Raw genomic sequence first — 23,434 nt, 5'->3', positions numbered from 1 at the left:
CGGGACCCGGTCGCCCGGGTCCCGTCCGTCGTGTCCCGCTCGGTCCGCGCGTGGTGCGGACCGAGCGGCGCCTGCGATCAGGCCGGGAGCTGCAGGACCTGCCCCGGGTAGATCAGGTCGACGTCGGTCACGGTGCGCGTGTTCGCACCAGCGAGGCGCGTCCACCCGCCGCTCACGCCGAGCTTCGTGGCGATCGTGTTGAGCGTGTCGCCCGAGAGCACCGTGTACGTCTTGCCGCTCGTCGCCACGGACGGGATCGACGGCGCCGCGGGTGCGGACGGTGCCGCGACGGGCGCGCTCGAGGTCGCCGCGCTCGACGTCGCGGTGGACGAGGCGGCCGACGGCGCGGTGGAGGTGGTCGACGACGGAGCGGTGGAGGTGGTCGACGACGGAGCGGTCGAGGTGGTCGCCGCGGGAGCGGACGCGCCCTCGGTGCCGCTCAGACCGAGCCGGGACGAGCACGCAGGCCAGGCGCCCCAGCCCTGCGACGCGAGCACGCGGTTCGCGACCGCGATCTGTTCCGACTTGCTGGCGGACGCCGGGGTCCCGGTCCCGCCGTTGGCGGCCCAGGTGCTCTGGGAGAACTGGAGGCCGCCGGAGTAGCCGTTGCCGGTGTTGGTGGCCCAGTTGCCACTGCTCTCACACTGGGCGATCTGGTCCCAGGTCGACTCGGAGGCCGCGTTGGCGGGTGCCGCCAGGGCGACGCCCGTGACGGCGAGGCCGGCGAACGCGAGCCCGCTGACGAGCGCGCGGGTACGGATGGACTTCTTCATGGTGTGGTGCTTCCTCACGGGGCCGCGCACGCCGACGATCGTCGGACGACCGCTGCCCACCCCGGCCGATCTGCGGTCAGGTCGAGGGTTCCGTCGCGGGGCAGCTGTTCGCGCGCGTCCGGCCTCGTTGGTGCAACCGCCTGGGGCGGCCACCGTCGTTCCCCACCCCCGGGACGACCTCGGCCACGATAGGTACCGCTCGACGCGGACTCAACCGGGAACGATCGGTCCACCCCTCGGTCGGGCGCGCAGCCTGAGCGGAACGACACCCCGGGATCGCCATGACCGCGCGGATCGGCGGCATTGGGCGCCGCGATCATCCGAATCACCTGGGAACCCCGCATCCGGGGGTCACGCCGACCCTGCCCAGAGTGCACGACACGCCGTGTGCACTCGGGTGCACACGGCGTGTCGTGCGTTCTGAGTGGGAGGCTCAGAACCCCCGGTCGAGGCGGTGCCACACCTGCTGCACCTTGAGCTCCTGCCGGAACTCGCGGATCGTGGTGTGCTCGTCGATCACCACGAACTCGGTCCCGGCCATCGTCGCGAAGCGCTCCACGACGTCGAGCCCGACCGCGTTCGTCATGACGGTGTGGTGGGCGGCACCCGCGGCGAGCCAGGCCTCGGCGGCGACGGGGAACGACGGCCGGGGCTCCCAGACGGCGCGGCCGACGGGCAGGTGCGGCAGCGGCGCGTCGGGCTCGACGACGTCGACGACGTTGGCCGTCAGGCGGAAGCCGTCGCGGACGTCGGACATCGCGACGACGACGGCCTCACCCGGATCGGCCGTGAACACGAGGCGCACGGGGTCGTCCTTGCCGCCGATGCCGAGCGGGTGGATCTCGAGCGTGGGGCGTGCGGCCGTCAACGTCGGCGAGACCTCGAGCATGTGCGCGCCGAGGATCTTCTCGCGACCCGGCGTGAGCTCGTACGTGTAGTCCTCCATGAGCGAGGCGCCGCCGGGGAGCCCGGCCCCGGCGACGTTCATCGCGCGGACGAGCACGGCGGTCTTCCAGTCGCCCTCGGCACCGAACCCGTAGCCGTCGGCCATGAGCCGCTGCACCGCGAGGCCCGGCAGCTGCTTGAGCGCGCCGAGGTCCTCGAAGTTCGTCGTGAACGCACCGAACCCGCCGGCCTCGAGGAACGAGCGGAGCCCGAGCTCGATCGCGGCCCCGTCACGGAGGGACTGGTGGCGCTCGCCACCGCGACGGAGCTCGGCGACGACGTCGTACTCCTCCTCGTACGAGGCCACGAGGGTGTCGACGTCGGTGTCGTCGACGTCGGCGACCGCGTCGGCGAGCTCGTTGACGGCCCAGGTGTTCACCTGGACGCCGAGCGCGATCTCGGCCTCGGTCTTGTCACCCTCGGTGACGGCGACGTACCGCATGTTGTCACCGAAGCGCGCGAGCTTGAGCGACCGGACGGCGGCCCAGGCAGCGGCCGCACGGGCCCACGCCGAGACCTCGGCCACGACACGCGGATCCGACACGTGGCCGATCGTCGTGGCGTGCGCGACCCCCATGCGGGCCAGCGCGTAGCCGAACTCGCGGTCGCCGTGCGCGGCCTGGTTGAGGTTCATGAAGTCGAAGTCGATCTCGCCCCAGGGCAGCTCGACGTTCGCCTGTGTGTGCAGGTGCAGCAACGGCTTCGTGAGCGCACCGAGGCCGCCGATCCACATCTTCGCCGGGCTGAACGTGTGCATCCACGTCGTGACCCCGATGACGCGGTCGTCCGCGCTCGCCTCGATGAGGGCGCGGCGGATCGAGTCCGGGTCGGTGAGCACCGGCTTCCACACGAGCTCGACGGGCACCTGCGCCGCGAGCTGCGCGTGCACCGCCTGCGACTGCTCCGCGACCTGGCGGAGGGTCTCCTCGCCGTAGAGCCCCTGGCTCCCCGTCAGGAACCAGATCTCGTATCCGTCGAGTCCGCTGTCGATCTGCGTCATTGCATCGCTCCCTTGGGTTCCTGTCCGTAGACGTTCTGGTACCGGTCGAACAACCGGTCGATGTCGGCGGGGTCGATCGGCAGCGGCTCGCCGAGCTGCCGGCTGATGTGCACGGTGCGGGCGACGTCCTCGGCCATCACGGCCGCCTTGACCGCGTCGCGGCCGTCCTTGCCGATGGTGAACACCCCGTGGTTCTGCATGAGCACGGCGCGCGAGCGGTGCCCCTCGAGCGTCGCGACGATGCCGCGGCCGATCGAGTCGTCACCGATGATCGCGAAGGGACCGATCGGGATGGGCCCGCCGAACTCGTCCGCCATCGCGGTGATGACGCACGGGATCTCCTCGCCCCGCGCGGCCCACGCGGTGGCGTAGGTCGAGTGGGTGTGCACGACGCCGCCGACGCTCGGCATCTGGCGGTACACGTAGGCGTGCGCGGCGGTGTCGCTCGACGGACCGTGCTCGTTGGCCCAACCGTCGGCGGGCACGCCGTCGAGGGTGCAGACGATCTGGTTCTCGGGACGGAGCTCGTCGTACGTCAGGCCGGACGGCTTGATGACGAACAGGTCGGCGCCGGGCACGCGCTCCGACACGTTGCCGCCCGTCCAGACGACGAGTCCGTTCCGGGTCAGCTCGCTGTGCAGGGCGGCGACCTTCTCGCGGGTCGCCTGCACGGCGGCACGGACGTCGTCGGACACGGCGTCGCCGGACACGGGGGTGTCCTCGGTCATGGGGTTGCTCCTTCGTTCGGGGTGTCGCCGATCGCGACGGCGTCGCCGGCGGCGTCGCCGTCACTCGTGCCGGCCGGTGTGGCCGCGACCGCGACCGGCTGCAGGGCCAGGCCGGCCCGGTACCGCTCGAGGAACGTGGCGAAGCCCGCGACGTCCTCGGCCGCCGGCTGCACGACGTCGACCGTGTCGCCATCGAAGACCTCGGTGGCCAGGTACTCGGCCAGGGACCGCTCGTCGGCGGCCTCGAGGTACGCGGCGAGGACCGCCATGCCCCACGGGCCGCCCTCACCCGCGGTCGCCCCGACGGCGATCGGCACCCGCAACGCGGCGGCCAGCAACTGCTGGGCCGGCCCGCGCGTCCGGAACAGGCCCCCGTGGGCGAGCAGCTGGTCGACCGCGACTCCCTCGCCCGCCAGGACGTCCATGCCGATGCGCAGGGTCGCGAACGCCGCGTCCACCTCGGCCCGGATGAGGTTGCCGAGCGTGAACCGACCCGCGGGACTGCGGACGAGGAGCGGTCGCCCCTCCTCGACGCCCGTCACCGGCTCGCCGGACAGGTAGTTCGAGGACAGCAGGCCACCGGCGTCGGGGTCCGCGTCCAGGGCCTCCGCGAGCAGCGCCGCGTACACCCGGTCCGGCTCGACCGGCGACCCGGTGACCTCGGCGAAGCGGCCGAACACCCGCGCCCAGGCGGCGAGCTCGCTCGCGCCGTTGTTGCAGTGCACCATCGCGACGGCGTCACCGGACGGCGTCGTCACGACGTCGAGCTCGTGGTGCGCGGCGGTGAGGGGTTCCTCGAGCACGACCATGGCGAAGATGCTCGTGCCGACGCTCACGTTCCCGGTGCGCGGCGCGACCGCGTTCGTGGCCACCATGCCGGTACCCGCGTCCCCCTCGGGCGGGCAGAGCGGGATGCCGTCCTGCAGCGAGCCGGTCGGGTCCAGCAGTCGTGCGCCGTCCGCGGTCAGGTGCCCCGCCTCCCGTCCGGCGGGGAGCACCTCGGGGAGCACGGCCGCGAGGTCGAGGTGCGCGGCCCGCTGTCCGACGCGCTCCTGGACCGTGGCGAGCATGCCGGCGTCGTAGGTGCCGGTGGCGGGGTCGATCGGGAACACGCCCGACGCGTCCCCCACGCCGAGCACCCGACGCCCCGTGAGCTTCCAGTGCACGTACCCGGCGAGCGTCGTCAGCGACGCGATGTCGGCGACGTGCGGTTCGTCGTCGAGGACCGCCTGGTACAGGTGCGCGACGGACCAACGGAGCGGGATGTTGAACTGGAGCGCCTCGGTCAGCTCGGCGGACGCCGCGCCGGTCGAGGTGTTGCGCCAGGTCCGGAACGGGACGAGCAGTTCGCCGTCCGCGTCGAACGCCAGGTAGCCGTGCATCATCGCGGACACGCCGATGGCCCGGAAGCGCGTGGGGCGCACCCCGAACCGGTCCTGGACGTCGGACACGAGGTCCGCGTAGCAGGCCTGGAGGCCCGACCAGACGGCGTCGAGCGGGTACGTCCACCGGCCGTCGACGAACTCGTTCTCCCACTCGTGGCTGCCCGATGCGATCGGCAGCAGGTCGGCGCCGACGAGGGTCGCCTTGATGCGGGTGGAGCCGAGCTCGATCCCGAGGGTCGCGCGACCCTCGCTGACCTCGTCGGCGTGGCGCTGGCGCGCCTGGTCGTCATCGGGCATGGGCGACTCCTTCGTCATGGTGTGATCGTGCCATGTGAGCGCTCACTTCGGCAAGGCCGGGAGGCACGGATCGGGTGGGTGGGCCGGTCACGACCGGCGGTGCGGGCTACGTCGAGGTGCGCACGACGAGCTCCGGCTCGACCGTCCGGTCGGTCACGGCACCACCGGTGAGCACGACGAGGACGGCCTCGAGCACACGTTCGCCGAGCGATGCGAAGTCCTGCCGCACGGTGGTGAGCGGCGGGGTGAAGTGCGCCGCCTCGGGGATGTCGTCGAAGCCGACGAGGGCGACGTCCTCGGGCACGCGGACACCCCGGTCGGCGAACGCGTGGAGCACGCCGAGCGCCATCTGGTCGTTCCCGCAGAACACGGCGTCGACCGTGTCCCGGTCGAGCGCGAGCCCGGCGTCGTACCCGCTCTCGGGCGTCCAGTCACCCGCCAGCACGAGCGGTTCGAACCCGGCCTCGCGGACGAGTCGCTCGTACGTGTCGCGGCGGACCACGGCCTCCTGCGAGACCTCCGGGCCTGTGAGGTGCGCGATCCGGCGCCGCCCCCGGTCGAGCAGGTGCCGCACGGCGAGTTCCGCGCCGGCAGCCTGGTCGATCGCGACCGCGGTCCACCCCGCGACCTGGCCGGCGCGACCGTTCGCGATGACGACGGGGACCGGCGGGGCCACCGGGAGCGCGGCGAGGGCGTCGGTCGCGGTGGAGTCCGCGGCGACGAGGACGATCGCGGCGACGTCCTGCGCCAGGAGGGTCTCGACGGCGTCGCGCATCGACTCCGGCTCCGCCCGGTCGAGCGTCGCGGTGAGCACGTGGTACCCGGCACGACGGGCCGCCTGGTTGAACGCGAGCGCGGTGCTCGTGGGACCGTGCAGGGCACCGCCCGTGGACACGACACCGAGGGCGCGGCTCGTCCGGCTCGCGAGGGCCCGGGCGGCGGCACGGGGTCGGTACCCGAGCTCGGCGATCGCCGCGGTCACGCGCTCGCGCAACGGCGCCCGCACCGTCGCGTCACCGTTGATGACGCGGGACACCGTCTGGTGGGAGACCCCGGCGCGCTCGGCGACGTCGAAGATCGTCGGCGAGCGCGTCACGCTCCGCTCCGGGGTTGCTGTCACGTCTGCACCGTACCGTTCCGGCATCGGCGACCGAGCCCTGGCCGGGTGCGGGACCGACCCGCACCCCGCCAGGTCGGCTCAGCCGATGGTCACCGCCGTCCACGACGTCGCCGGCAGCTCGATCGTGAGCGTGCCGTCCTCGAACGTCGCGGTGTCGTTCGTCCGCAGGCCGACGCGCTCGGTGTCCTCGAGCGTGTTCTTGGCGTAGACGTCGTCGTCCCAGATGCCCTGGGCGCTGACCGCGCCGGTCGCACTCGCGCCGAGCCGGCCGAGGTCGAGCGTGACGGTCGTCGCCGCGTCGGTGCTCCGGTTGATGAGGAACACCGACGTGCGCTCACCGTCGGTCGTCGCAGCGGCGTCCACCACGGGGACGGCACCGTAGACCGGGGTGTCGATCGTGTCGCCGTCGATCGCGACCTTGAGCGCCTGGCCCTGGGCGAGCTGCGACGTGAGCGAGAACGGGAAGAACGTCGTCTGCCGCCAGGCCGGGCCGTTCGGCTCGGTCATGATCGGGGCGATGACGTTGACGAGCTGCGCGAGGCTGGCCGAGGCGACCCGGTCGGCGTGGTTGAGCAGCGTGATCATGAGCCCGCCGAAGGCGACCGCGTCGGCGACCGAGTAGATGTCCTCGAGCTGCCGCGGCGCGATCGGCCACTCGTCGATCGTGTACGTCTTCTGCTGCGCCTCCCAGTCGGTGATGTACCAGACGTTCCACTCGTCGAACGAGATCTCGATCGTCTTGTCCGACTTCCGGGCGGCCTTGACGTGGTCCGCGGTCTCGACGACCGAGCGGATGAACTGGTCCATGTCGATACCGGACGAGAGGAAGCTGACGAGGTCGCCGTCCTTCTCCTCGTAGTAGGCGTGGCAGGAGATGTAGTCGACGTCGTCGTACGTCTGCTCGAGGACCTCGCGCTCCCAGGCGCCGAACGTGGGCATGCCACGGCCCGAGGACCCGCACGCGACGAGGTCGATGTCGGGGTCGATCTGGCGCATCGCCTTGGCGGTGCGCGAAGCGAGCTTGCCGTAGTCGACCGCGTTGCGGTGGCCGACCTGCCACGGGCCGTCCATCTCGTTGCCGAGGCACCACATGCGGACGTCGAAGGGCCGTTCCCGCCCGTTCGCCTTGCGCTCCTCGGAGCGCGTGGTGCCACCGGGGACGTTCGTGTACTCGAGGAGCTCGATGGCCTCCTTCGTGCCGCGCGTGCCGAGGTTCACCGCGAGCATGAGGTCGCTGCCGACCTGGTCGAGCCAGTGCGAGAACTCGTGCAGCCCGACCTGGTTCGTCTCGGTGGCGTGCCACGCGAGGTCGAGACGGCGGGGACGCTGGTCGACCGGGCCGACGCCGTCCTCCCAGTTGTAGCCCGACACGAAGTTGCCGCCGGGGTACCGGATCGTCGTGACCCCGAGCTCCTTGACGAGCTCGATGACGTCCTGCCGGAAGCCCTGCTCGTCGGCGGTGGGGTGGTTCGGCTCGTGGATGCCGTCGTAGACGTGGCGGCCGAGGTGCTCGACGAACCCGCCGAACAGGCGACGCCGGACCGGGCCGATGGTGAACGCAGGGTCGAGGGAGAGGTGGACGCGCGGCATTGCGGTGTTCCTTCGTTCGCGGTTACAACGTTGTAGTGGGTCCGAGTGTACGGCGGAAGCCCGAGGGACACAACGCGATCCGCGCCGTGCCGCGGGATGCCGTCGCGTCTGTTGGGCAGCGCCGCGTCCGGTGACCCGGGGCGGTCAGTCCTCGGCCGTCACGTGCAGCAGGACCACGCGCTCCGGGTACATCAGGGGCGCTTGCAGCCCCGCCGACGCGAGCGCGCTGCCCGGGAGGACCGTCCCGCGGAACCGACGGACCGTCCCGTCGCCGACGCTGGTCCCCGTGGCACACGTGGCACCCGTGGGCGTTGCACCGCCTCCGTCCGTTCGAACCGCGTCATCGCGGGGTTCGTCAGGAAGGACGCGGTTCGATGCGGATGCCGTGGCGGGATCGGCAGCAGTGACGACCGGCCCCCACCACGATGCGGGCTGCACCCCCGCCTCGGGGTCGCCGACGAGCACGGGAGTGATCCGGTAGCGCGTCGCCGGGTCGAGGCCGGGCAACGTCAGGCGACCCCGCGGTGACACGTCCGACCGCCCGATCGTGGCGACGAAGAACAGGGCCTCCCGCCGCGCGGGGTCCACCACGCCGTACACGTTGAGCGTCGGGTCCACCTGGTCGACCCGCACGAGCTCCCCGCGGTGCATGAGGTCCCGGTACCGCTTGTACAGGTCGATCCACGCGCCGAGGTCCCGGAGCTCGAGCTCCGTCGCCCGCGCCAGGTCCCACTCGATCCCGAAGTGGCCGAACAGGGCGGTCCCGGCGCGGAACGACAGCTCGTGCCACCGCCCCGTCGTGTGGTTCACGCCCGAGGCCACGTGCGACCCGAGCAGTTCCGGCGGCAGGAGCTGCATCGTCCACCGGTTCATCCGCTGGCGCTCGAGGGGGTCGATGCAGTCGGAGACCCAGACCCGGTCCGTGTGTTCGATGACGCCGAGGTCGACCCGCCCGCCCCCGGACGAGCACGACTCGATCTCGAGCCCCGGGAACCGCTCCTTCAGCGTGGCCATGAGCCGGTACGCCGCCCGGGTCTGCTCGTGCACCGCCGGTTCGCCGCCCGGCCACCGCCCCGCGTCGACGAGGTCCCGGTTGTGGTCCCACTTGACGTACGCGATCGCGTACTCCTCGAGCACGACCGTCATCTGCCCCAGCACGTGCTCGTACGCCTCGGGGATCGCCAGGTCGAGCACCTGCTGGTTCCGTGACCGGACCGGGAGGCGCGCTCCCGTCTGCATGAGCCACTCCGGATGCGCGCGGGCCACGTCGCTGTCCTCGTTCACCATCTCGGGCTCGAACCACAGGCCGAACTCCATGCCGAGCTCCCGCACGCGGTCCACGAGCGGGTGCAGCCCGTCCGGCCAGACGTCCTCGTCGACCACCCAGTCGCCCAGCCCGCGGGTGTCGTCCCGGCGGCCCCGGAACCACCCGTCGTCGAGCACGTACCGCTCCACCCCGAGCCCGGCAGCGCGCTCCGCCAGGTCCGTCAGCCGTCCCAGGTCGTGGTCGAAGTACACGGCTTCCCACACGTTGATCGTCACCGGGCGGTCCCGCCGCGGGTGTCGGGGGCGCGAGCGCAGGAACCGGTGGAAGCGCCGCGCCTGGTCGTCGAGACCGACCCCGTACGCGCCGAACACCCACGGCGTGCGGTAGGACGCGCCGGGGCCGAGCCGGACCTCGCCCGGCAGCAGGAGCTCCCCACCGCCGAGCACCTGCTCGCCGCTGAACACGCGCTCCGCCGCGTGCCGGTGGTTCCCGCTCCACGCGGTGTGCACGCCCCAGACCTCACCGCCGGCGAACCCGAACCCGGGCGTCCCGACGCTCAACACCGTCGCCGCGTCGGCACCGGTTCGGCCCTTGCGGCCCTGCCGCTCGTGGATGCCCGTCACGAGTTCGGTCCGCTGCGGTGTCCGCTCCGCGCCCCACCGTCCGCCGAAGTCGAGGACCTCGCGCGCTCGCGACGGCACGGGCAGCGCGAGCGTGACGTCGTCGAGCGTGTACTCCTCCGCACCCGTGTTCTCGACCTCGGCGCGCAGCCGCACGAGGCCGCTCTCGAGCAGTTCGACGACGACCACGAGCCCGAGCCCGGCCACCTCGTCCGCCGCGGTCACGGTGACGGTGCCGGCCCCGACCTCCCGGAAGTCGGCCAGCGCGCCCTCGTGCCCCCGGGCCTCCAGGCGGACCGCCGTCGTGCGGAACCGCGGCGACCAGTCCCGGCCGCTCCGGTGGCCGCTGATCCCGGGCCTCCCGGTCCATCCCGTCCACCCCTCGGGCAGCACGGCGACGCGCACCGGCTCGTCGACGGCGTTCCCGCCGACCGGCGGGACGTCCGCCTCGGACAGCGCCGCGACGTCGTCCGCGGTCAGCGACCCGAGCGCGGCTCCCCAGTGGACGACCGCGGGCAGGAGGCCGGACGACGCGTCGAGCACGAGGCTCACCCCGCCGCTGCTCAGGTGGACCACCGCGTCCGGCACGGAGGATGCGGTGGCCTGATCGGGGACCGGGAGGTGCGTCATCGGGACTCCTGACTCGTCGCCCTGCCAGCATCCCGGCTCCGGCCGTGCGCACACAACACGACCCGCGGCGGTACGCCCTCGTGCGCACGCACGGGACGCCCGGGAGCGCCTCCCGTAGTGTTCCCACCGTGTACGAGGACGCCCGCCACTGGTTCCTGCGCGCCGGCGAGCGTGGCAACACGGCCACCGCGGTGCATGCCGACCGCGACGGCGAACCGGCGTGGTCGGAGGGCAACCTCGTCGTGCCGATCGTGCACGGCGCGCCGTACTTCGCCCGGCTGCACGAGGAACTCACCGCGCTGGAGCCCGGCGACCGGGTCTGGTTCACGGACTGGCGCGGCGACGCGGACGAGCGCCTGCTCCCCGACGGGCCGACGATCGGGGAACTCCTCGCGGACCTGGCCCGAGGCGGTGTCGAGGTCCGCGGCCTGGTCTGGCGATCGCACGGCGAACGGATCTCCTCGCCGATCAGCGGCAGGTCGAACGAGCTGCTGGGGCGCGAGGTCAACGACGCCGGCGGCGAGGTGCTCCTCGACCAGCGCGTGCGGGTGTTCGGCTCGCACCACCAGAAGTTCTTCGTCATCCGGCACCGCGACGACCCGGCCCGCGACGTCGCGTTCGTCGGCGGGATCGACCTCTGCCACAGCCGGCGGGACGACGCCGACCACGCCGGTGACCCGCAGGCGCTCTCGATGGACCCCCGCTACGGCGACCGACCGCCGTGGCACGACGCCGCCCTCGAACTCCACGGACCGGTCGTGGCCGACGTCCTCGCCGTGTTCGCCGAGCGGTGGGACGATCCGCACCCGCTCGACCACCGGGACCCCTACCGGATGCTCCTGCAGCGCCTCGCACGGATGCCGCGGCACCCCGAGCCGCTGCCGGAGACCGCACCCCCGCCGCCGCCCGCCGGCACGCACGCGGTCCAGCTCCTCCGCACCTACGGAGTGAAGCGCCCGGCGTTCCCGTTCGCCCCCGCCGGTGAGCGGAGCGTCGCCCGGGCGTACACGAAGGCGTTCGAGCGGGCGCGGCGACTCATCTACATCGAGGACCAGTACCTGTGGTCCACCGAGGTCGCCACCGGCATCGCGGACGCGCTCGAGCGGAACCCGGACCTGCACGTCATCGTGGTCGTGCCGCGCTACCCCGACTCCGACGGTCCCCTCGCCGGACCACCGAGCCGCATCGGGCAGCTCCGAGCCGTGCGGGCCCTGCAGCGCACCGCCCCGCACCGGGTGGGGGTGTTCGACCTCGAGAACACCGCGGGCACGCCGATCTACATCCACGCCAAGATCTGCATCGTCGACGACACCTGGATGACGTGCGGGTCGGACAACTTCAACCGCCGATCCTGGACCAGTGACAGCGAGCTCACCTGCGCCGTGGTCGACGGAGCGGCGCGGCCGGACGACGGCCCGGACTCCTCCTTGCCGCGTGACCTGCGCCTCCAGCTGTGGGCGGAGCACCTCGGGACGACGCCGGACGACCCCCGGCTCCAGGACCTGACCGGCGGACTCGCGCTGTGGAAGGCCACCGCTCGTGCCCTCGACCACTGGCACGAGGACGGCGAGCCCGGACCGCGGCCGGTCGGACACGTCCGGCAGCACACGCCCGAGCCGATCTCGGCGGTCCAGCGGCTCTGGGCCGGAGCGGTCGCGCGGCTGGCGGTGGACCCGGACGGGCGACCGCGGCGGCTGCGGGGCACGGCGCGGTTCTGACCGGTCCGGCTCCGCCCGACCGGGTGCCACATCACCACCCCCGGCACCACCCCGGGGTGGTGCCCCAGCCGCGCGGGGATCGCGAGGCTTGCCGCATGACGATCACTGACTGGCTCATCGACGGCACCCTGCTCGGACTCGTGGTGCTGCAACTCCGCGGACGACGGCTCGGCATCGTGCAGCTCCTCCTGCCGATCGCACTCGTCGCCGTGGCCGTGCTCCACTACGGGCACGCACTCCCGACGACCGCGAACGGGGTCCTCCTCGTCCTCCTCGGACCGGCGGTGGGTGTGACGCTCGGGATCGGCGCCGCGGCTCTGACGCGCGTCTGGCGGAAGGACGGTCACCCGTTCGCCCGGGCCACACCGGCGGCAGCCGCCCTCTGGGTGCTCGGCATGGGGTTCCGCCTGGCGTTCCAACTCTGGGCGAACTCGGCTGCCGGGCAGCTGCACCTCACCACCTTCAGCGTCGAGCACCGGATCGAGGAATCGGCGTGGGTGGACGCGCTCCTGCTGATGGCCGTCGGTGAGGTGCTCGGGCGGACGGTCGTGCTCTTCGTGCGGGGCCGCATCGTCGGAGCCCGGCGTCGGCCCCAGATGATCGGGGTGTGACTCGTGCGGTGGCAGCGACCCTGCCCTCACAGGCGACATCGGAGCGGTCGCGCCTCGGCGATCCGGACGCCATGTGCCATCAGCACGACACCGACCGCTCCGGCTCGGTCACCTCAGGAGTGGTCGCGCGCCTGCAACACGACGATGTGGTCATCCGTGACGGAGTAGACCAGCCGGTTCGGGGATCAGGCCTCCGTGTGCCCGAGGTCCGCGGAGCCCCGGAACACCGCATCGCGGCGGGCGGCGGCACCGAGCTCGAACACGACGACCTCGTTGCGGCCCGCGCGGACGACGGGCGCCGGCACGTACAGCGTCCGCTGGGGGCCACGCGACCAGTACCGCCCGAGGCAGAACCCGTTCACCCAGGCGACGCCCTTGCCGAACCCGTCGAGCGCCAGGTGCAGGTCCCGCACGGCGTCGAGCTCGACGGTCGCGAGCGCGAACGTCGGCCCCGCGAGCGTCGGGGCCGGGTCGGGCCGGGCATCGCGGAGCGCGGCGACGACCGGGAGGGCCGGGGCCGGCGCCGTCAGCACGGCCCCTTCCGTCATGTGCTCGCCGAGCGGGCTGTCCGCGACCGGGGGCACGTCGGCGGCGGGCTCCGCAGCCGGGGACACGGCAGCAGGCTTCGCGGCGCCGTCCGACGGGTGATGGCCGAGCGATGCGACGGCGGCGGGGACGGCGGGCGCGGGCTGCGGGACGGACGCGTGCCGGGCCTCCCGGCCGTCCGCGGAACCGGCGACGGCCGCGACCAGGTCGAGCGGCGTGACGGACCACCGGGCCAGCGGGACGCCGTCGACGGTCACCGGGCCGACCAGGCCCTTGGGCTCCCCGATGCGGACGCCGTAGTCGACGCGTCCCTGGTCCTCGACCAGGACGTCGAGCACGGCGCGGCCCACCGGCGGCAGGACGAGCGCGTGGTCGTGGTGCTCGCGCTCGAGGACGCCCACCGGTCGCCCGTCGAGGAACACCTGGGCGCGGTCGCGGACCTCCTCGACGGTGAGGACGCCGCCCGCGGGCAGGTCGACCTCGGTGCGGTAGAGCACGAAGCCGGCGCCGCTCCCGAGTGCGTCGACGGTCGGGACGTCGTCGTGGTGCGTCCACGTGGCGATGTCGTCGACGGTGCTCCAGAGCGACAGGGCACGGTCGAACCGGATCGCGACATCGGGCACCGGGGCCGGGGCGGGTGCGTCCGGGGCGAACTCCGGCGGCAGGTCCGGCACGGGCGCGTACCGCTCGATGACCGATCGGAACGCGTGGAACTTCGGGGTGGGCAGCCCGGCCTCGTCGAGCGGTGCGTCGTAGTCGTAGCTCGTCGCGATCGGTCGGTAGACGCCCTTGTCGTTCGCACCGTTCGTCAGGCCGTAGTTCGTGCCGCCGTGGAACATGTAGACGTTGACGGACGCCCCGGCGGCGAGGAGTGCGTCGAGTTCCCGGGCGGAGTCGGTCGCCGAGGTCGTGTGGTGGTGTTCGCCCCAGCTGTCGAACCAGCCGTCCCAGAACTCCGAGCACATGAGCGGGCCGGTCGGCTGCACACCTCGGAGGGTCGCGAGTCGCTCGGACGCGCGGGACCCGAACGAGCCGGTGGCGTGGAGACCCGGGATCGTGCCGTCCTCGAGCATCGTGCCCATCGGCTGGTCGACGCTCGTGAACGGAACGGTGAGCCCGATGTCGCGGTGCATGGCGAGCAGCGCCCGGAGGTAGGCGGGGTCCGAGCCGTAGGCGCCGTACTCGTTCTCGACCTGCACGAGCACGATCGGGCCGCCGGCGTCGATCTGCCGGGGCACGAGCACGGGGGCGAGGCGCTCGAGGTACGCCTGCACGGCGGCGAGGAACCGGGGCTCGTTCCGGCGCACGCCGACGTTCGCGTCGGCGAACAGCCAGGACGGCAGTCCGCCGTTCGCCCACTCGGCGCAGATGTACGGGCCGGGGCGGACGATCGCGTGCATGCCCTCGGCCGCGACGAGGTCGAGGAACCGGCCGAGGTCGAGCCCGCCGGTCAGGTCGAAGGTGTCGGGCGACGGCGCGTGGGCGTTCCAGGCGACGTACGTCTCGATGGTGTTGAGGCCCATGAGCCGGGCCTTGTGGATCCGGTCCGCCCACTGGTCGGGGTGGACGCGGAAGTAGTGGAGCGCTCCGGAGAGCACGCGGTGGGGTTCGCCGTCGAGCAGGAAGTCGTCGGGGCCGATGGCGAAACGCATGAGCGTGCCTTTCTTCGGATGGGAGGGGACGGTGCCCGGGCGACGCGCGCCCGGGCACCGTTCGGTCACTTGGACGAGACCGTGAAGCCCTGCTGCTTGCCGTACTTGACGAGCTGGCTCTGCCAGGACTGCAGGCCGCTGTCGAGCGACGTGTTGTTCTGGTAGGACTGGCCGACCGTGTCCGCGAAGACGCTGTTCGCGTAGACCTCGTAGGGCAGGTAGGTGAAGCCGGACTTGACGTTCTTCGACGCGTCGACGAGGACCTCGTTGATCTTCTGGCCACCGAAGTACGACGGGTTGTCGTTGAGGAACGACGACGACTCGAGGTCGGCGGTGGTCGACGGGAACCCGCCGGACTTGGCGAAGATCTTCGTGCTCGCGCTCGACGAGTTGAGCCACTTGAGGAAGCCCGCCGCGAGCGCCGGGTTCTTCGACTGCTTCATGACGACCTGCGAGCTGCCCCCGTTGTTCGCGGTGACGGCCTTGCTGCCGTCGTAGGTGGGCATCGGGGCGACGCGCCAGTCACCGCTGCCGGCCGGGGCGCTCGCCTCGAGGTTGCCGGGCATCCAGGCGCCGGTGATGAGCGAGGCGATCTGGCCGTTGCCGAGCTGCTTGAACCAGTCGTCGCTCCAGGCCGGCGTGGTCGAGAGGAGTTTGCCCTGGACGAGCGGGTTCCAGGTCGACGTCCACTTCTTGCTCCCCGCGTCCTGCAGGTCGATCGACACCTTCGTGCCGTTCGTCGTGAACGGGGTGCCGCCGGCCTGCCAGATCATGCTGGTCGCGAATCCGGGGTCGCCGTTGTCCGCGGTGATGTACTCGCTGGGGTTCGCCGCGTGCAGCTTCTTGGCGTCGGCGACGTACTCGCTCCACGTCTTCGGGACGGCGAGGCCGTACTGGTCGAAGATGCGCTTGTTGTAGAACAGCGCCATCGGGCCGGAGTCCTGCGGCAGACCGTAGATCTTGCCGTTCATGGCGACCGAGTCCCACGTGCTCGCGGAGTACTTGCCCTTGAGCGAGCCGAACCCGTACGAGGTGAGGTCGGCCAGGGAGTTCGACAGCGCGAACTGCGGGACGGCGAAGTACTCGACCTGCGCGACGTCGGGCGCGCCCGAGCCGGCCTTGATCGTGTTCTGGAGCTTCGTGTACTCGTCGGTGCCGGTGCCGGCGTTGACGAGCTTGACGTGCACCTTCGGGTACGCCTTCTCGAACGCGGCGACCTGGGCCTTGGCGGACGGGGTCCACGACCAGTACGTGATCGTGCCGCCCTTCTTCAGCGCGGCGGAGACGTCGCTCGCGCTGCCGCCCGAGGCCGACGAGCTGCCGCTCGCGCAGCCGACGAGGGCGACCGCGGCGGAGACGCCGATGGCGACGGCGGCGAGGCCGCGCCGGAGACGCTTGTGCATGGTGATGCCTTTCACTTCGTTGTGGATCGCAGGGGTGCGGTGGTGCTGGGTGCTGCCCCGGGCCTCCCGGCCGACGGGGCGGGGAGTCACGCCTTGACGGATCCGGCCGCGAGGCCGGACTGCCAGAAGCGCTGGAGGAAGAGGAACGCGGCGACGATCGGGATGATCGTGAGCAGCGAACCCGTGACGACGAGGTTGTAGATCGGCTGGGCGGCGGCGCCGGTGGCCTGCGCGTTCCACTGGTTCAGGCCGACCGTGAGCGGGTACCAGCGTGGGTCGCTCAGCATGATCAGCGGGAGGAAGTAGTTGTTCCACGTGGCCACGACCGCGAACAGCAGCACCGTGACGACGCCGGGCATGAGCAGTCGGAGCCCGATCGTGAAGAAGATCCGGAACTCGCCGGCACCGTCCATGCGGGCGGCCTCGATGAGCTCCATCGGGATGGCGTCGATCGCGTACGTCCAGATCAGGTAGAGCCCGAACGGACTGATGAGCGACGGCAGGATGATCGCCCACGGCGTGTTCGTCAGGCCGACCTGCGAGAACAGCAGGAACGTCGGGACGGCCAGCGCCGTGCCCGGGATCGCGACCGCGCCGAGCACGATGGCGAACACGGCCCGGCGGCCGGGGAACGCGTACTTCGCCATGCCGTAGCCCGCGACCGTGGCGAGGAGCGTCGCCCCGCCGGCACCGACGACGACGTAGAGCAGGGTGTTGCCGAACCACTGCAGGAAGATCCCGCCGTTGTAGGTCAGCGTGTCGTGCAGGTTCTGGATCAGGTTGAAGTGTCCGCCGAACCAGAGGCCGAACGTCGACAGGAGCGACGACTGCGTCTTCGTGCTGTTGATCACCAGGTAGGCGAGCGGCGCGAACGAGTAGACGGTGAACACCACCATGACGGCGGTGAGCAGCCCGCTCCGGCGCGGCCTGGGCGAGCCAGCGCCGATCCGGCGACCCGGACGGGAGGCCCGGGGAGCGCGGGCACGCGGGTCGCGGCCGCGTGTGCCCTCGGTCGCGATGGTGACGGGCGGTGGGGTCTGGACGGCGCTCATCGGTTCTCCGCTCGCGTGCCGCGCACCTGGACGACGTAGGCGATCACGGCGGTGATGACACCCATGACGATCGCGACGGTGGCGGAGTAGTTGAACTGCTGGCCGCTGAAGGACAGCGAGTAGGCGTACATGTTCGGGGTGAATGCGCTGCCGATGACGTTCGGGGCGAGCGTCTTGAGCAGGTTCGGCTCGTTGAAGAGCTGGAAGCTGCCGATGATCGAGAAGATCGTGGCGATGACGATCGAGCCGCGCAGCGCCGGGATCTTGATCGACATGATCGTGCGGAGCGGCCCGGCGCCGTCGATCTCGGCCGCCTCGTACAGCTCGGTCGGCACCACCCGGAGCGCGGAGTAGAAGATCAGCATGTTGTAGCCGAGGAACTCCCACGTGACGACGTTGCCGATCGACGCAAGGACCCAGTGTGGGCTGAACGGTTCGAACAGGTCGATGCCCAGGGCCTTGTTCGCAGCGCCGGTCAGGCCGAACTGGTTGCCGTAGATGAAGCCCCAGATGAGCGCGGCGACGACACCGGGCACCGCGTAGGGCAGGAACACCCCGATGCGGAAGAACGCCGAGCCGTAGAGGCGACCGCTGTCGAGTGCGAGTGCGGCGACGAGTGCGAGGACGAGCATGACCGGCACCTGGACCACGAGGAACAGGACGACGCGCAGGAACCCGGCCCAGAACTTGGCGTCCTGGAACAGCTGCAGGTAGTTGGCGAACCAGACGAACTGGTTGCCGCCGATGAGCTGGTCGCGGAACAGGCTGAGCCAGAGCGCGTAGCCGATCGGCACGATGAGCATCGCGACGAGCACGATCATGAACGGCGCGACGAACAGCCAGCCGGTCCAGCGCTGGCGGGCTCGGCCCTTGCCCCGGGCGCCGCCACGGGCGCCGTTCCGGCCGCCGGGTGACGTTCCCCGGCGCGCGGTGATCGCGGTCATACGACTCCTTCGTCCAGACGGTGCTCCGCAGATGTTGACGTCAACATCGCGCGGTTCACCGTAGCATGGCAACGTCAACATGCAAGCGCCGACGCAGAATCGTGACCAGAGGCCCGGTTCGTGCGATGATGCGGCCGAACGAGGTGGACCCGACCGATCGCGGCGGGCCAGGAGGGGACCCCGATGAGCACGGAGACCCCGTCGGAGATCCGCAAGGCCCCGTCACTGGCCGCGGTCGCGCAGGCCGCCGGGGTCTCGATGCAGACCGTGTCCCGCGTCGCCCGCGGGTTCGACAACGTCAGCGACGACACCCGGGAGCGCGTGCGTCGTGCGATGGCCGAGCTCGGGTACCGGCCGAACCGTGCCGCCCGGGCCCTCCGCTCGGGGCGGTTCCGCACCATCGGGGTGATCCTGTTCACCCTGGCGTCGTTCGGCAACATGCGGACGCTCGAGGCCATCGCCGAGGCCGCGGGCGCAGCCGACTTCACGATCACCCTGCTCCCGATGGCCCGGCGCACCGAGGCAGGGGTCCGGTCCGCGTTCACCCGGCTGTCCGAACAGGCCGTGGACGGTGTCGTGATCATCATCGAGTCGCACGTGCTCGACGCCGCCGAGGTCGCGCTGCCCGACGGCGTGCCGGTCGTCGTGGTCGACTCCTCCGCCACCGCCGAGCACCCCACGATCGACACCGACCAGGCCGAGGGCGCCCGGATCGCCACGCAGTACCTGCTCGACCTGGGCCACGACACCGTCTGGCACGTCAGCGGACCCCGCGCGTCGTACTCCGCCATGCGGCGGGAGGCCTCGTGGCGCGCCACCCTCGAACGGGCCGGGCGTCCCGTGCCCGACGTCATCCGGGGCGACTGGACGACCGACGCCGGCTACACCGCCGGGCAGCGGATCGCCGCCCGGCCGGAGATCACCGCCGTCTTCGCCGCGAACGACCAGACCGCGCTCGGCATCCTCCGTGCGTCACACGAGGCCGGGCGTGCCGTTCCCGGGACGCTGAGCGTGGTCGGGTTCGACGACATGCCCGAGGCCGACTCGTTCTGGCCGCCCCTCACGACGGTGCACCAGTCGTTCGACGAGGTCGGGCGGCGCGCGGTGTCCACCCTGATCGCCGAGATCGAGGGGCGGTCGGCGCCCGACCACGGAGGGCTCGTCCCCGTGTCACTCGTGGAGCGGGCGAGCGCGGCGCCGCCGAACCGCTAGCCGCCCTGCGTCCCGGTTCTCGAGAACGCCGCCTGTTCCCGACACTCGCTGTCGTTCGACACCGGTCGAGTCGCCTGATGCGGCTGCATCCGACCCACGAGCATGCGTCGACGGTCCCGCGGTCGAGCGACAGCGGCACCGTCGGATGTCACGGAAGCCGGGCTGCCGAGCGGCGGGCGCCCTCGCTCAGCCGAGCACCTCGGTCAGGAACGGGTTCCGGAACCGCCGCTCGGGGTCGACCCGGTCGGCGAGCGCCGCGAACTCCCCGAGGCGCGGGTAGACCACGTGGAGCTGCTCGGCCGGCATCGCGGTGACCTTGCCCCAGTGCGGCCGGGCGTCGAACGGGGCGAGCGCCGCGTCGATCAGGGGCAACACGGCCGCGACGCCCTCGGGGTCGCGGTGGAACGTGAAGTGGAACGCGACCGAGTCCCGCTCACTGCTCGGGGCGAGCCACGCGGTGTCGGCGGCGACGCGACGGATCTCGGAGACGTAGAGCACGGGCGCCATGGCCTCGCCGATGCCGCGCAGGGCCTGGATCGCGGGGACCGCGTCCGACGCGGGCAGCAGGTACTCGCACTGGATCTCGGCACCGGCACTCGGGGTGAACGAGGATCGGAAGTGCGGGAGCCGCTCGTGCCACGGGCCGGGCACGCCGGCCTGCTCGGTCACGCCGGCGTTGTCGGACCCGGGGACGGGGTGCAGCGGCGAGGTCGAGGGCATGGCGCCGAGGTCCTCGAGGTCCACCACGGGGTCGTCACGGTCGACACGGCGCTTCGTCCACACCTGCCGGATGCCGTCGTGGACGTACCCGGTGAACATGCTGACGCTGTACCCGGCGGACATGACGTCCTCGAAGCGGGCGTCGACGACCTCCCACGGCAGGCCGGTGTGGATGCGCTGGGCCACGTCGAACCGGGGCTCGATCGCCAGGTGGACGGCGGTGACGACGCCGAGTGCGCCGATGCCCACCCGGTGGGCGTCGAGGTCGGGGTGGTCGGCATCGAGCACCTCGACGTCGCCGGACGCACGGACGATCTCGACACCGACGACGCTCGACGCGAGCGACGCGTTCCGGACGCCGGATCCGTGGGTGCCGGTCGCCACGGCGCCCGCGACGGAGATGTGTGGCAGCGATGCGAGGTTGGCGAGGGCGAACCCGGCCTCGTCGAGGGCGGCGGCAGCGCGCGCGTGGGTCAGACCGGCGGCGACACGGGCGACCCGCCGCTCGCTGTCGATCTCGATGACCTCGGGCATCGCGCCGAGGGCGATCTGCACGCCGTCGGTGTCGGCGACGAGGTTGAAGGAGTGCCGCGAGCCGAGCGCCGTCACCCGGGGGTTGCTCGTGACGGCGGTGCGGAGCTCGTCGAGGGTGGTCGGCCTGACCACCTCGCGAGCCCGGTAGGTGACGTTCCCGGCCCAGTTCGTGCGGAGGTCCGCGCCGGTGGTCTCGATGGTGCTCATGCCGCTCCTCCGCGGGTCGGGCGTCGCGGGTGAGCGCTCACCCGCGGTGGTGCACACGGTAGTGCAGCCGCTCCGACGCTCGCCACCCCGACCGCCACACGTGGAGGAACGTCGCGGCCGGCGCGGTCGCGGTGACGGTCGGAGGCCAGGACCAGCGTTTCCTGGATGATCGACGCCGGTCCCCGCTCATCACGGACAGGCGGGGCACGCGCTCAGCGCTCGTCCCTACCATCGGGGGCGCACCGCACACCCCACACCATGACGCCTCCTCCTCGGAACACCACCATCCTCGAACGGCAGCTCCGCTCGAGGCTCCTGTCGAGCGCGGACCGACTGTTCGACCGGAGCGGGTTCGGGCCGGTGTCGGTGGGGCGGATCGCTCGTGACGCCGACCTGCCGCTCGAGACGCTGCGGCGCGAGTTCCCGACGAAGCACCAGCTGGTCGTCGCCGTCATGGAGGCCCGGCACCGTTCCTGGGTCGCGGACCTGACCGCCGCGGTGTCCGTGTTCACCGACCCGCGTGACCAGATCCTCGCGGTGTTCTCGTACCTCGAGGCGACCTTCCGGCAGCGCTCCTACCGCGGTTGCGCCTTCATCAACGGCTACGGGGAACTCGGCCGGCGGAATGCGGACGTCGCGCAACTGGCGGACGAGCACCTGACCTGGTTCGAGCGGTACCTGGCCGAGCTCTGCGACCGGGCGGGGCTGCCGGGTCACCTCGCGCACGCCGTGTCCCTGCTCGCGGAGGGCGCGCAGGTCGAGGCGGCCATCCACGGGTCGGTCCGTCCCGCGTCGTCCGCTCGGTCAGCGGCCGCGATGCTCATCGCCGTGTACACGGTCGAGGGTCACTGAGGCGCTGGGCCCGTCGGACGCGCCGTGCGTCCTCCCGGGGCGATGGCCGGCTGTGCGGCCCGTCCGCGCTCTTCGGACAGCGCCGACGAATTGTTTGCATGCATGTGCGACACTGCGCGCGGTGGATGATGACTGACGACCGCGCATCCCGCGTGCGCAAAGACCTCCGAGGAGCCGACCTCGACGAGGCACGCGACGTACTCGCTGCGGAGTACGCCGGAGCATCGTGGCGCGCTGAACGCACCGCCGACGACTTCGACTTCCGGTACAGCGTCGTCGGCGACGACCATCTGACGTTGCGGAACGTCCGCTTCCACGGCCGCCTCGAGGGCGAGATGCCCCGCGGGGACGACTACGTGGTCCAGTGGATCACGTCCGGTACGGGCAGGCTCGACCTGGGACGCGACGAGGTCGACCTCCTGCCGAACCGGCCCCGCATCTGGCCGTCGGACCGCCCCTTCCGGTTCGCCTTCGAGGACTACGACCAGAAGCTCGTGCAGATCAAACGAACCACCGTCGAGGAGGTCGCGGCCGAGCGCGGGCTCGACGCGCCGACGGTCCGGTTCGACCACACGGCGGAGCCGAGCGACCGGGCGATGCAGCTCTGGCGGGACACGGTGTCGCTCATCTCGAAGACGGTCCTGGACCGCGAGGCCAGCCCGCTCCTCCAGGCCGAGATGGGTCGGCTCGGGGCGGTTTCGTTCCTCGAATTGTTCCCGCAGCAGACGGACGGGCTGCCGCGCGATCTGCTGCTCCCCCGGAACGCGCACATCCGCCGCGCCGTCGAGTACGTGCACGAGAACGCGCACCTGCCGATCACGAGCACCGACCTGGCGCAGGAGGCCAACCTGAGCCTCCGGGCGCTGCAGCAGGCGTTCCAGCGCCAGTTCGACGTCACCCCGAACACGTACATCCGGGAGGTCCGCCTGGACCGGGTGCACGCGGAGCTCCGTGAGCGGAGTGCCACGACGACGACGATCGCCGAGGTCGCCAACCGCTGGGGCTTCCTGCACCTCGGCCGGTTCTCGGCGGCCTACGCGGCGCGGTTCGGGGAGTACCCGAAGGAGACCCTCCGGCACTGACCGGCCCGCTGCCGGCACCACGCCGCGGGAACCCGGCGTCGGCCCGGGAGCCACCCGCGCTCGTGGCTCCACGCGCTCGGGGGCGTGCGTCCCCGCGGCAGGTTCCGCGGTCGGCAGGCGTCATCACGCCCGCCGCTCGGAGAACCTGAGAGATCCCTGGCATTCGTCGACCCGCTCACGAGCCGGAGTACATTCCCTGACAACCACTCAGTCGTGCGCAGCCAGATCAGGAGGTGAGCGCATGGACAAGCCGTTGCGCGCACCCAGGATCGCGCTCGTCCGGCTCGCCCTGCTCGGCACCGTCGTCGCAGCGGCTTTCGTCGTGCTCGGACTGCTCCTCGGGGCGAAGCCGGCCTCGGCGGCCGAGACGACCCCGGGCACGACCTCGTCGCACTCCCTGCTCGGCGCCGTGGGGAACACCGTCAGCGGTGTGGTCGACGGCGTCGGCACCGCGGTCCAGCCCGTGGCCCGCCCCGCAGCACCGGCTCCGGCCCCGGCGGCGCCCGCTCCCGCGGTACCTGCGCCCCGCCCGGCAGCTCCGGCCCC

The 23,434-nt window shown here is 72.0% G+C and carries 17 protein-coding genes and 1 pseudogene; 6 read left to right on the top strand and 12 right to left on the bottom strand.

The window, feature by feature from the left end:
* Nucleotides 1-77: 77 nt before the first annotated feature.
* The 7 genes from DEI81_RS13375 to DEI81_RS13345 form a co-directional block, all read right to left on the bottom strand.
* Nucleotides 78-773, bottom strand: coding sequence for a transglycosylase family protein (locus DEI81_RS13375; protein ID WP_111011261.1), 696 nt, complete (start codon nt 771-773; stop codon nt 78-80).
* 433 nt (nt 774-1,206) lie between these two features.
* Nucleotides 1,207-2,718 carry an L-arabinose isomerase gene (gene araA, locus DEI81_RS13370; protein ID WP_111011223.1) on the bottom strand — a complete coding sequence of 504 codons (1,512 nt, stop codon included), beginning with the start codon at nt 2,716-2,718 and terminating at the stop codon, nt 1,207-1,209.
* Nucleotides 2,715-3,446: an L-ribulose-5-phosphate 4-epimerase gene (locus DEI81_RS13365; protein WP_111011222.1), complete on the bottom strand. Its 732-nt coding sequence runs from the start codon at nt 3,444-3,446 to the stop codon at nt 2,715-2,717. The genes araA and DEI81_RS13365 overlap by 4 nt, the downstream gene beginning before the upstream one ends.
* A complete protein-coding gene (locus DEI81_RS13360) occupies nt 3,443-5,128 on the bottom strand; it encodes a xylulokinase (RefSeq protein ID WP_111011260.1) in 1,686 nt (561 codons plus the stop codon). The genes DEI81_RS13365 and DEI81_RS13360 overlap by 4 nt, the downstream gene beginning before the upstream one ends.
* A 106-nt stretch (nt 5,129-5,234) precedes the next feature.
* Entirely contained in the window at nt 5,235-6,248 is a 1,014-nt protein-coding gene (locus DEI81_RS13355) for a substrate-binding domain-containing protein (protein ID WP_258368731.1), read from the bottom strand.
* A 78-nt stretch (nt 6,249-6,326) separates the two neighbouring features.
* Entirely contained in the window at nt 6,327-7,838 is a 1,512-nt protein-coding gene (locus DEI81_RS13350; protein WP_111011220.1) for an alpha-N-arabinofuranosidase, read from the bottom strand.
* 144 nt (nt 7,839-7,982) lie between these two features.
* Nucleotides 7,983-10,355: an alpha-galactosidase gene (locus tag DEI81_RS13345; RefSeq protein WP_111011219.1), complete on the bottom strand. Its 2,373-nt coding sequence runs from the start codon at nt 10,353-10,355 to the stop codon at nt 7,983-7,985.
* Between the two features lie 44 nt (nt 10,356-10,399).
* Here DEI81_RS13345 and DEI81_RS13340 point away from each other — a divergent pair, with 44 nt between their 5' ends.
* Nucleotides 10,400-12,073, top strand: coding sequence for a phospholipase D family protein (locus tag DEI81_RS13340; protein ID WP_258368730.1), 1,674 nt, complete (start codon nt 10,400-10,402; stop codon nt 12,071-12,073).
* Between the two features lie 95 nt (nt 12,074-12,168).
* Nucleotides 12,169-12,684: a hypothetical protein gene (locus tag DEI81_RS13335; protein WP_111011217.1), complete on the top strand. Its 516-nt coding sequence runs from the start codon at nt 12,169-12,171 to the stop codon at nt 12,682-12,684.
* Nucleotides 12,685-12,869: 185 nt separating this feature from the next.
* On the opposite strand, the gene DEI81_RS13325 is transcribed toward DEI81_RS13335, so the two are convergent.
* The 4 genes from DEI81_RS13325 to DEI81_RS13310 all read right to left on the bottom strand — a co-directional run bounded on the left by DEI81_RS13325 (nt 12,870) and on the right by DEI81_RS13310 (nt 18,281).
* The gene (locus DEI81_RS13325; protein ID WP_111011216.1) at nt 12,870-14,882 is read right to left on the bottom strand and encodes a beta-galactosidase family protein; all 2,013 of its coding nucleotides are present in this window, start codon (nt 14,880-14,882) and stop codon (nt 12,870-12,872) included.
* Between the two features lie 65 nt (nt 14,883-14,947).
* Nucleotides 14,948-16,285, bottom strand: coding sequence for a sugar ABC transporter substrate-binding protein (locus DEI81_RS13320; protein WP_111011215.1), 1,338 nt, complete (start codon nt 16,283-16,285; stop codon nt 14,948-14,950).
* Nucleotides 16,286-16,371: 86 nt separating this feature from the next.
* Nucleotides 16,372-17,337, bottom strand: a complete 966-nt coding sequence (locus DEI81_RS13315) for a carbohydrate ABC transporter permease (RefSeq protein WP_111011214.1) — start codon at nt 17,335-17,337, stop codon at nt 16,372-16,374.
* On the bottom strand, nt 17,334-18,281 hold the full coding sequence (locus tag DEI81_RS13310; RefSeq protein ID WP_111011213.1) for a carbohydrate ABC transporter permease: 948 nt from the start codon (nt 18,279-18,281) through the stop codon (nt 17,334-17,336). The genes DEI81_RS13315 and DEI81_RS13310 overlap by 4 nt, the downstream gene beginning before the upstream one ends.
* Nucleotides 18,282-18,464: 183 nt before the next feature.
* On the opposite strand from DEI81_RS13310, the gene DEI81_RS13305 reads away from it, so the two are divergent.
* Complete coding sequence (locus DEI81_RS13305) at nt 18,465-19,493, top strand: LacI family DNA-binding transcriptional regulator (protein ID WP_111011212.1); 1,029 nt, start codon at nt 18,465-18,467, stop codon at nt 19,491-19,493.
* A 186-nt stretch (nt 19,494-19,679) separates the two neighbouring features.
* On the opposite strand, the gene DEI81_RS13300 is transcribed toward DEI81_RS13305, so the two are convergent.
* Nucleotides 19,680-20,954: an FAD-binding protein gene (locus tag DEI81_RS13300; protein ID WP_111011211.1), complete on the bottom strand. Its 1,275-nt coding sequence runs from the start codon at nt 20,952-20,954 to the stop codon at nt 19,680-19,682.
* Nucleotides 20,955-21,212: 258 nt separating this feature from the next.
* Here DEI81_RS13300 and DEI81_RS13295 point away from each other — a divergent pair, with 258 nt between their 5' ends.
* The 3 genes and pseudogenes from DEI81_RS13295 to DEI81_RS16290 form a co-directional block, all read left to right on the top strand.
* Nucleotides 21,213-21,806: a TetR/AcrR family transcriptional regulator gene (locus DEI81_RS13295; protein ID WP_181435427.1), complete on the top strand. Its 594-nt coding sequence runs from the start codon at nt 21,213-21,215 to the stop codon at nt 21,804-21,806.
* 152 nt (nt 21,807-21,958) lie between these two features.
* Nucleotides 21,959-22,888, top strand: coding sequence for an AraC family transcriptional regulator (locus DEI81_RS13290; RefSeq protein WP_181434586.1), 930 nt, complete (start codon nt 21,959-21,961; stop codon nt 22,886-22,888).
* 241 nt (nt 22,889-23,129) lie between these two features.
* Nucleotides 23,130-23,434 (top strand): annotated as a pseudogene (locus DEI81_RS16290) (hypothetical protein); the annotation flags it as partial.

Origin of the sequence: Curtobacterium sp. MCBD17_013 (genome assembly GCF_003234565.1) — a bacterium.
Lineage (GTDB): Bacteria > Actinomycetota > Actinomycetes > Actinomycetales > Microbacteriaceae > Curtobacterium.
The sequence above is the reverse complement of the archived record's forward strand: the minus strand, read 5'-3'. Positions and strand labels throughout refer to the sequence as shown.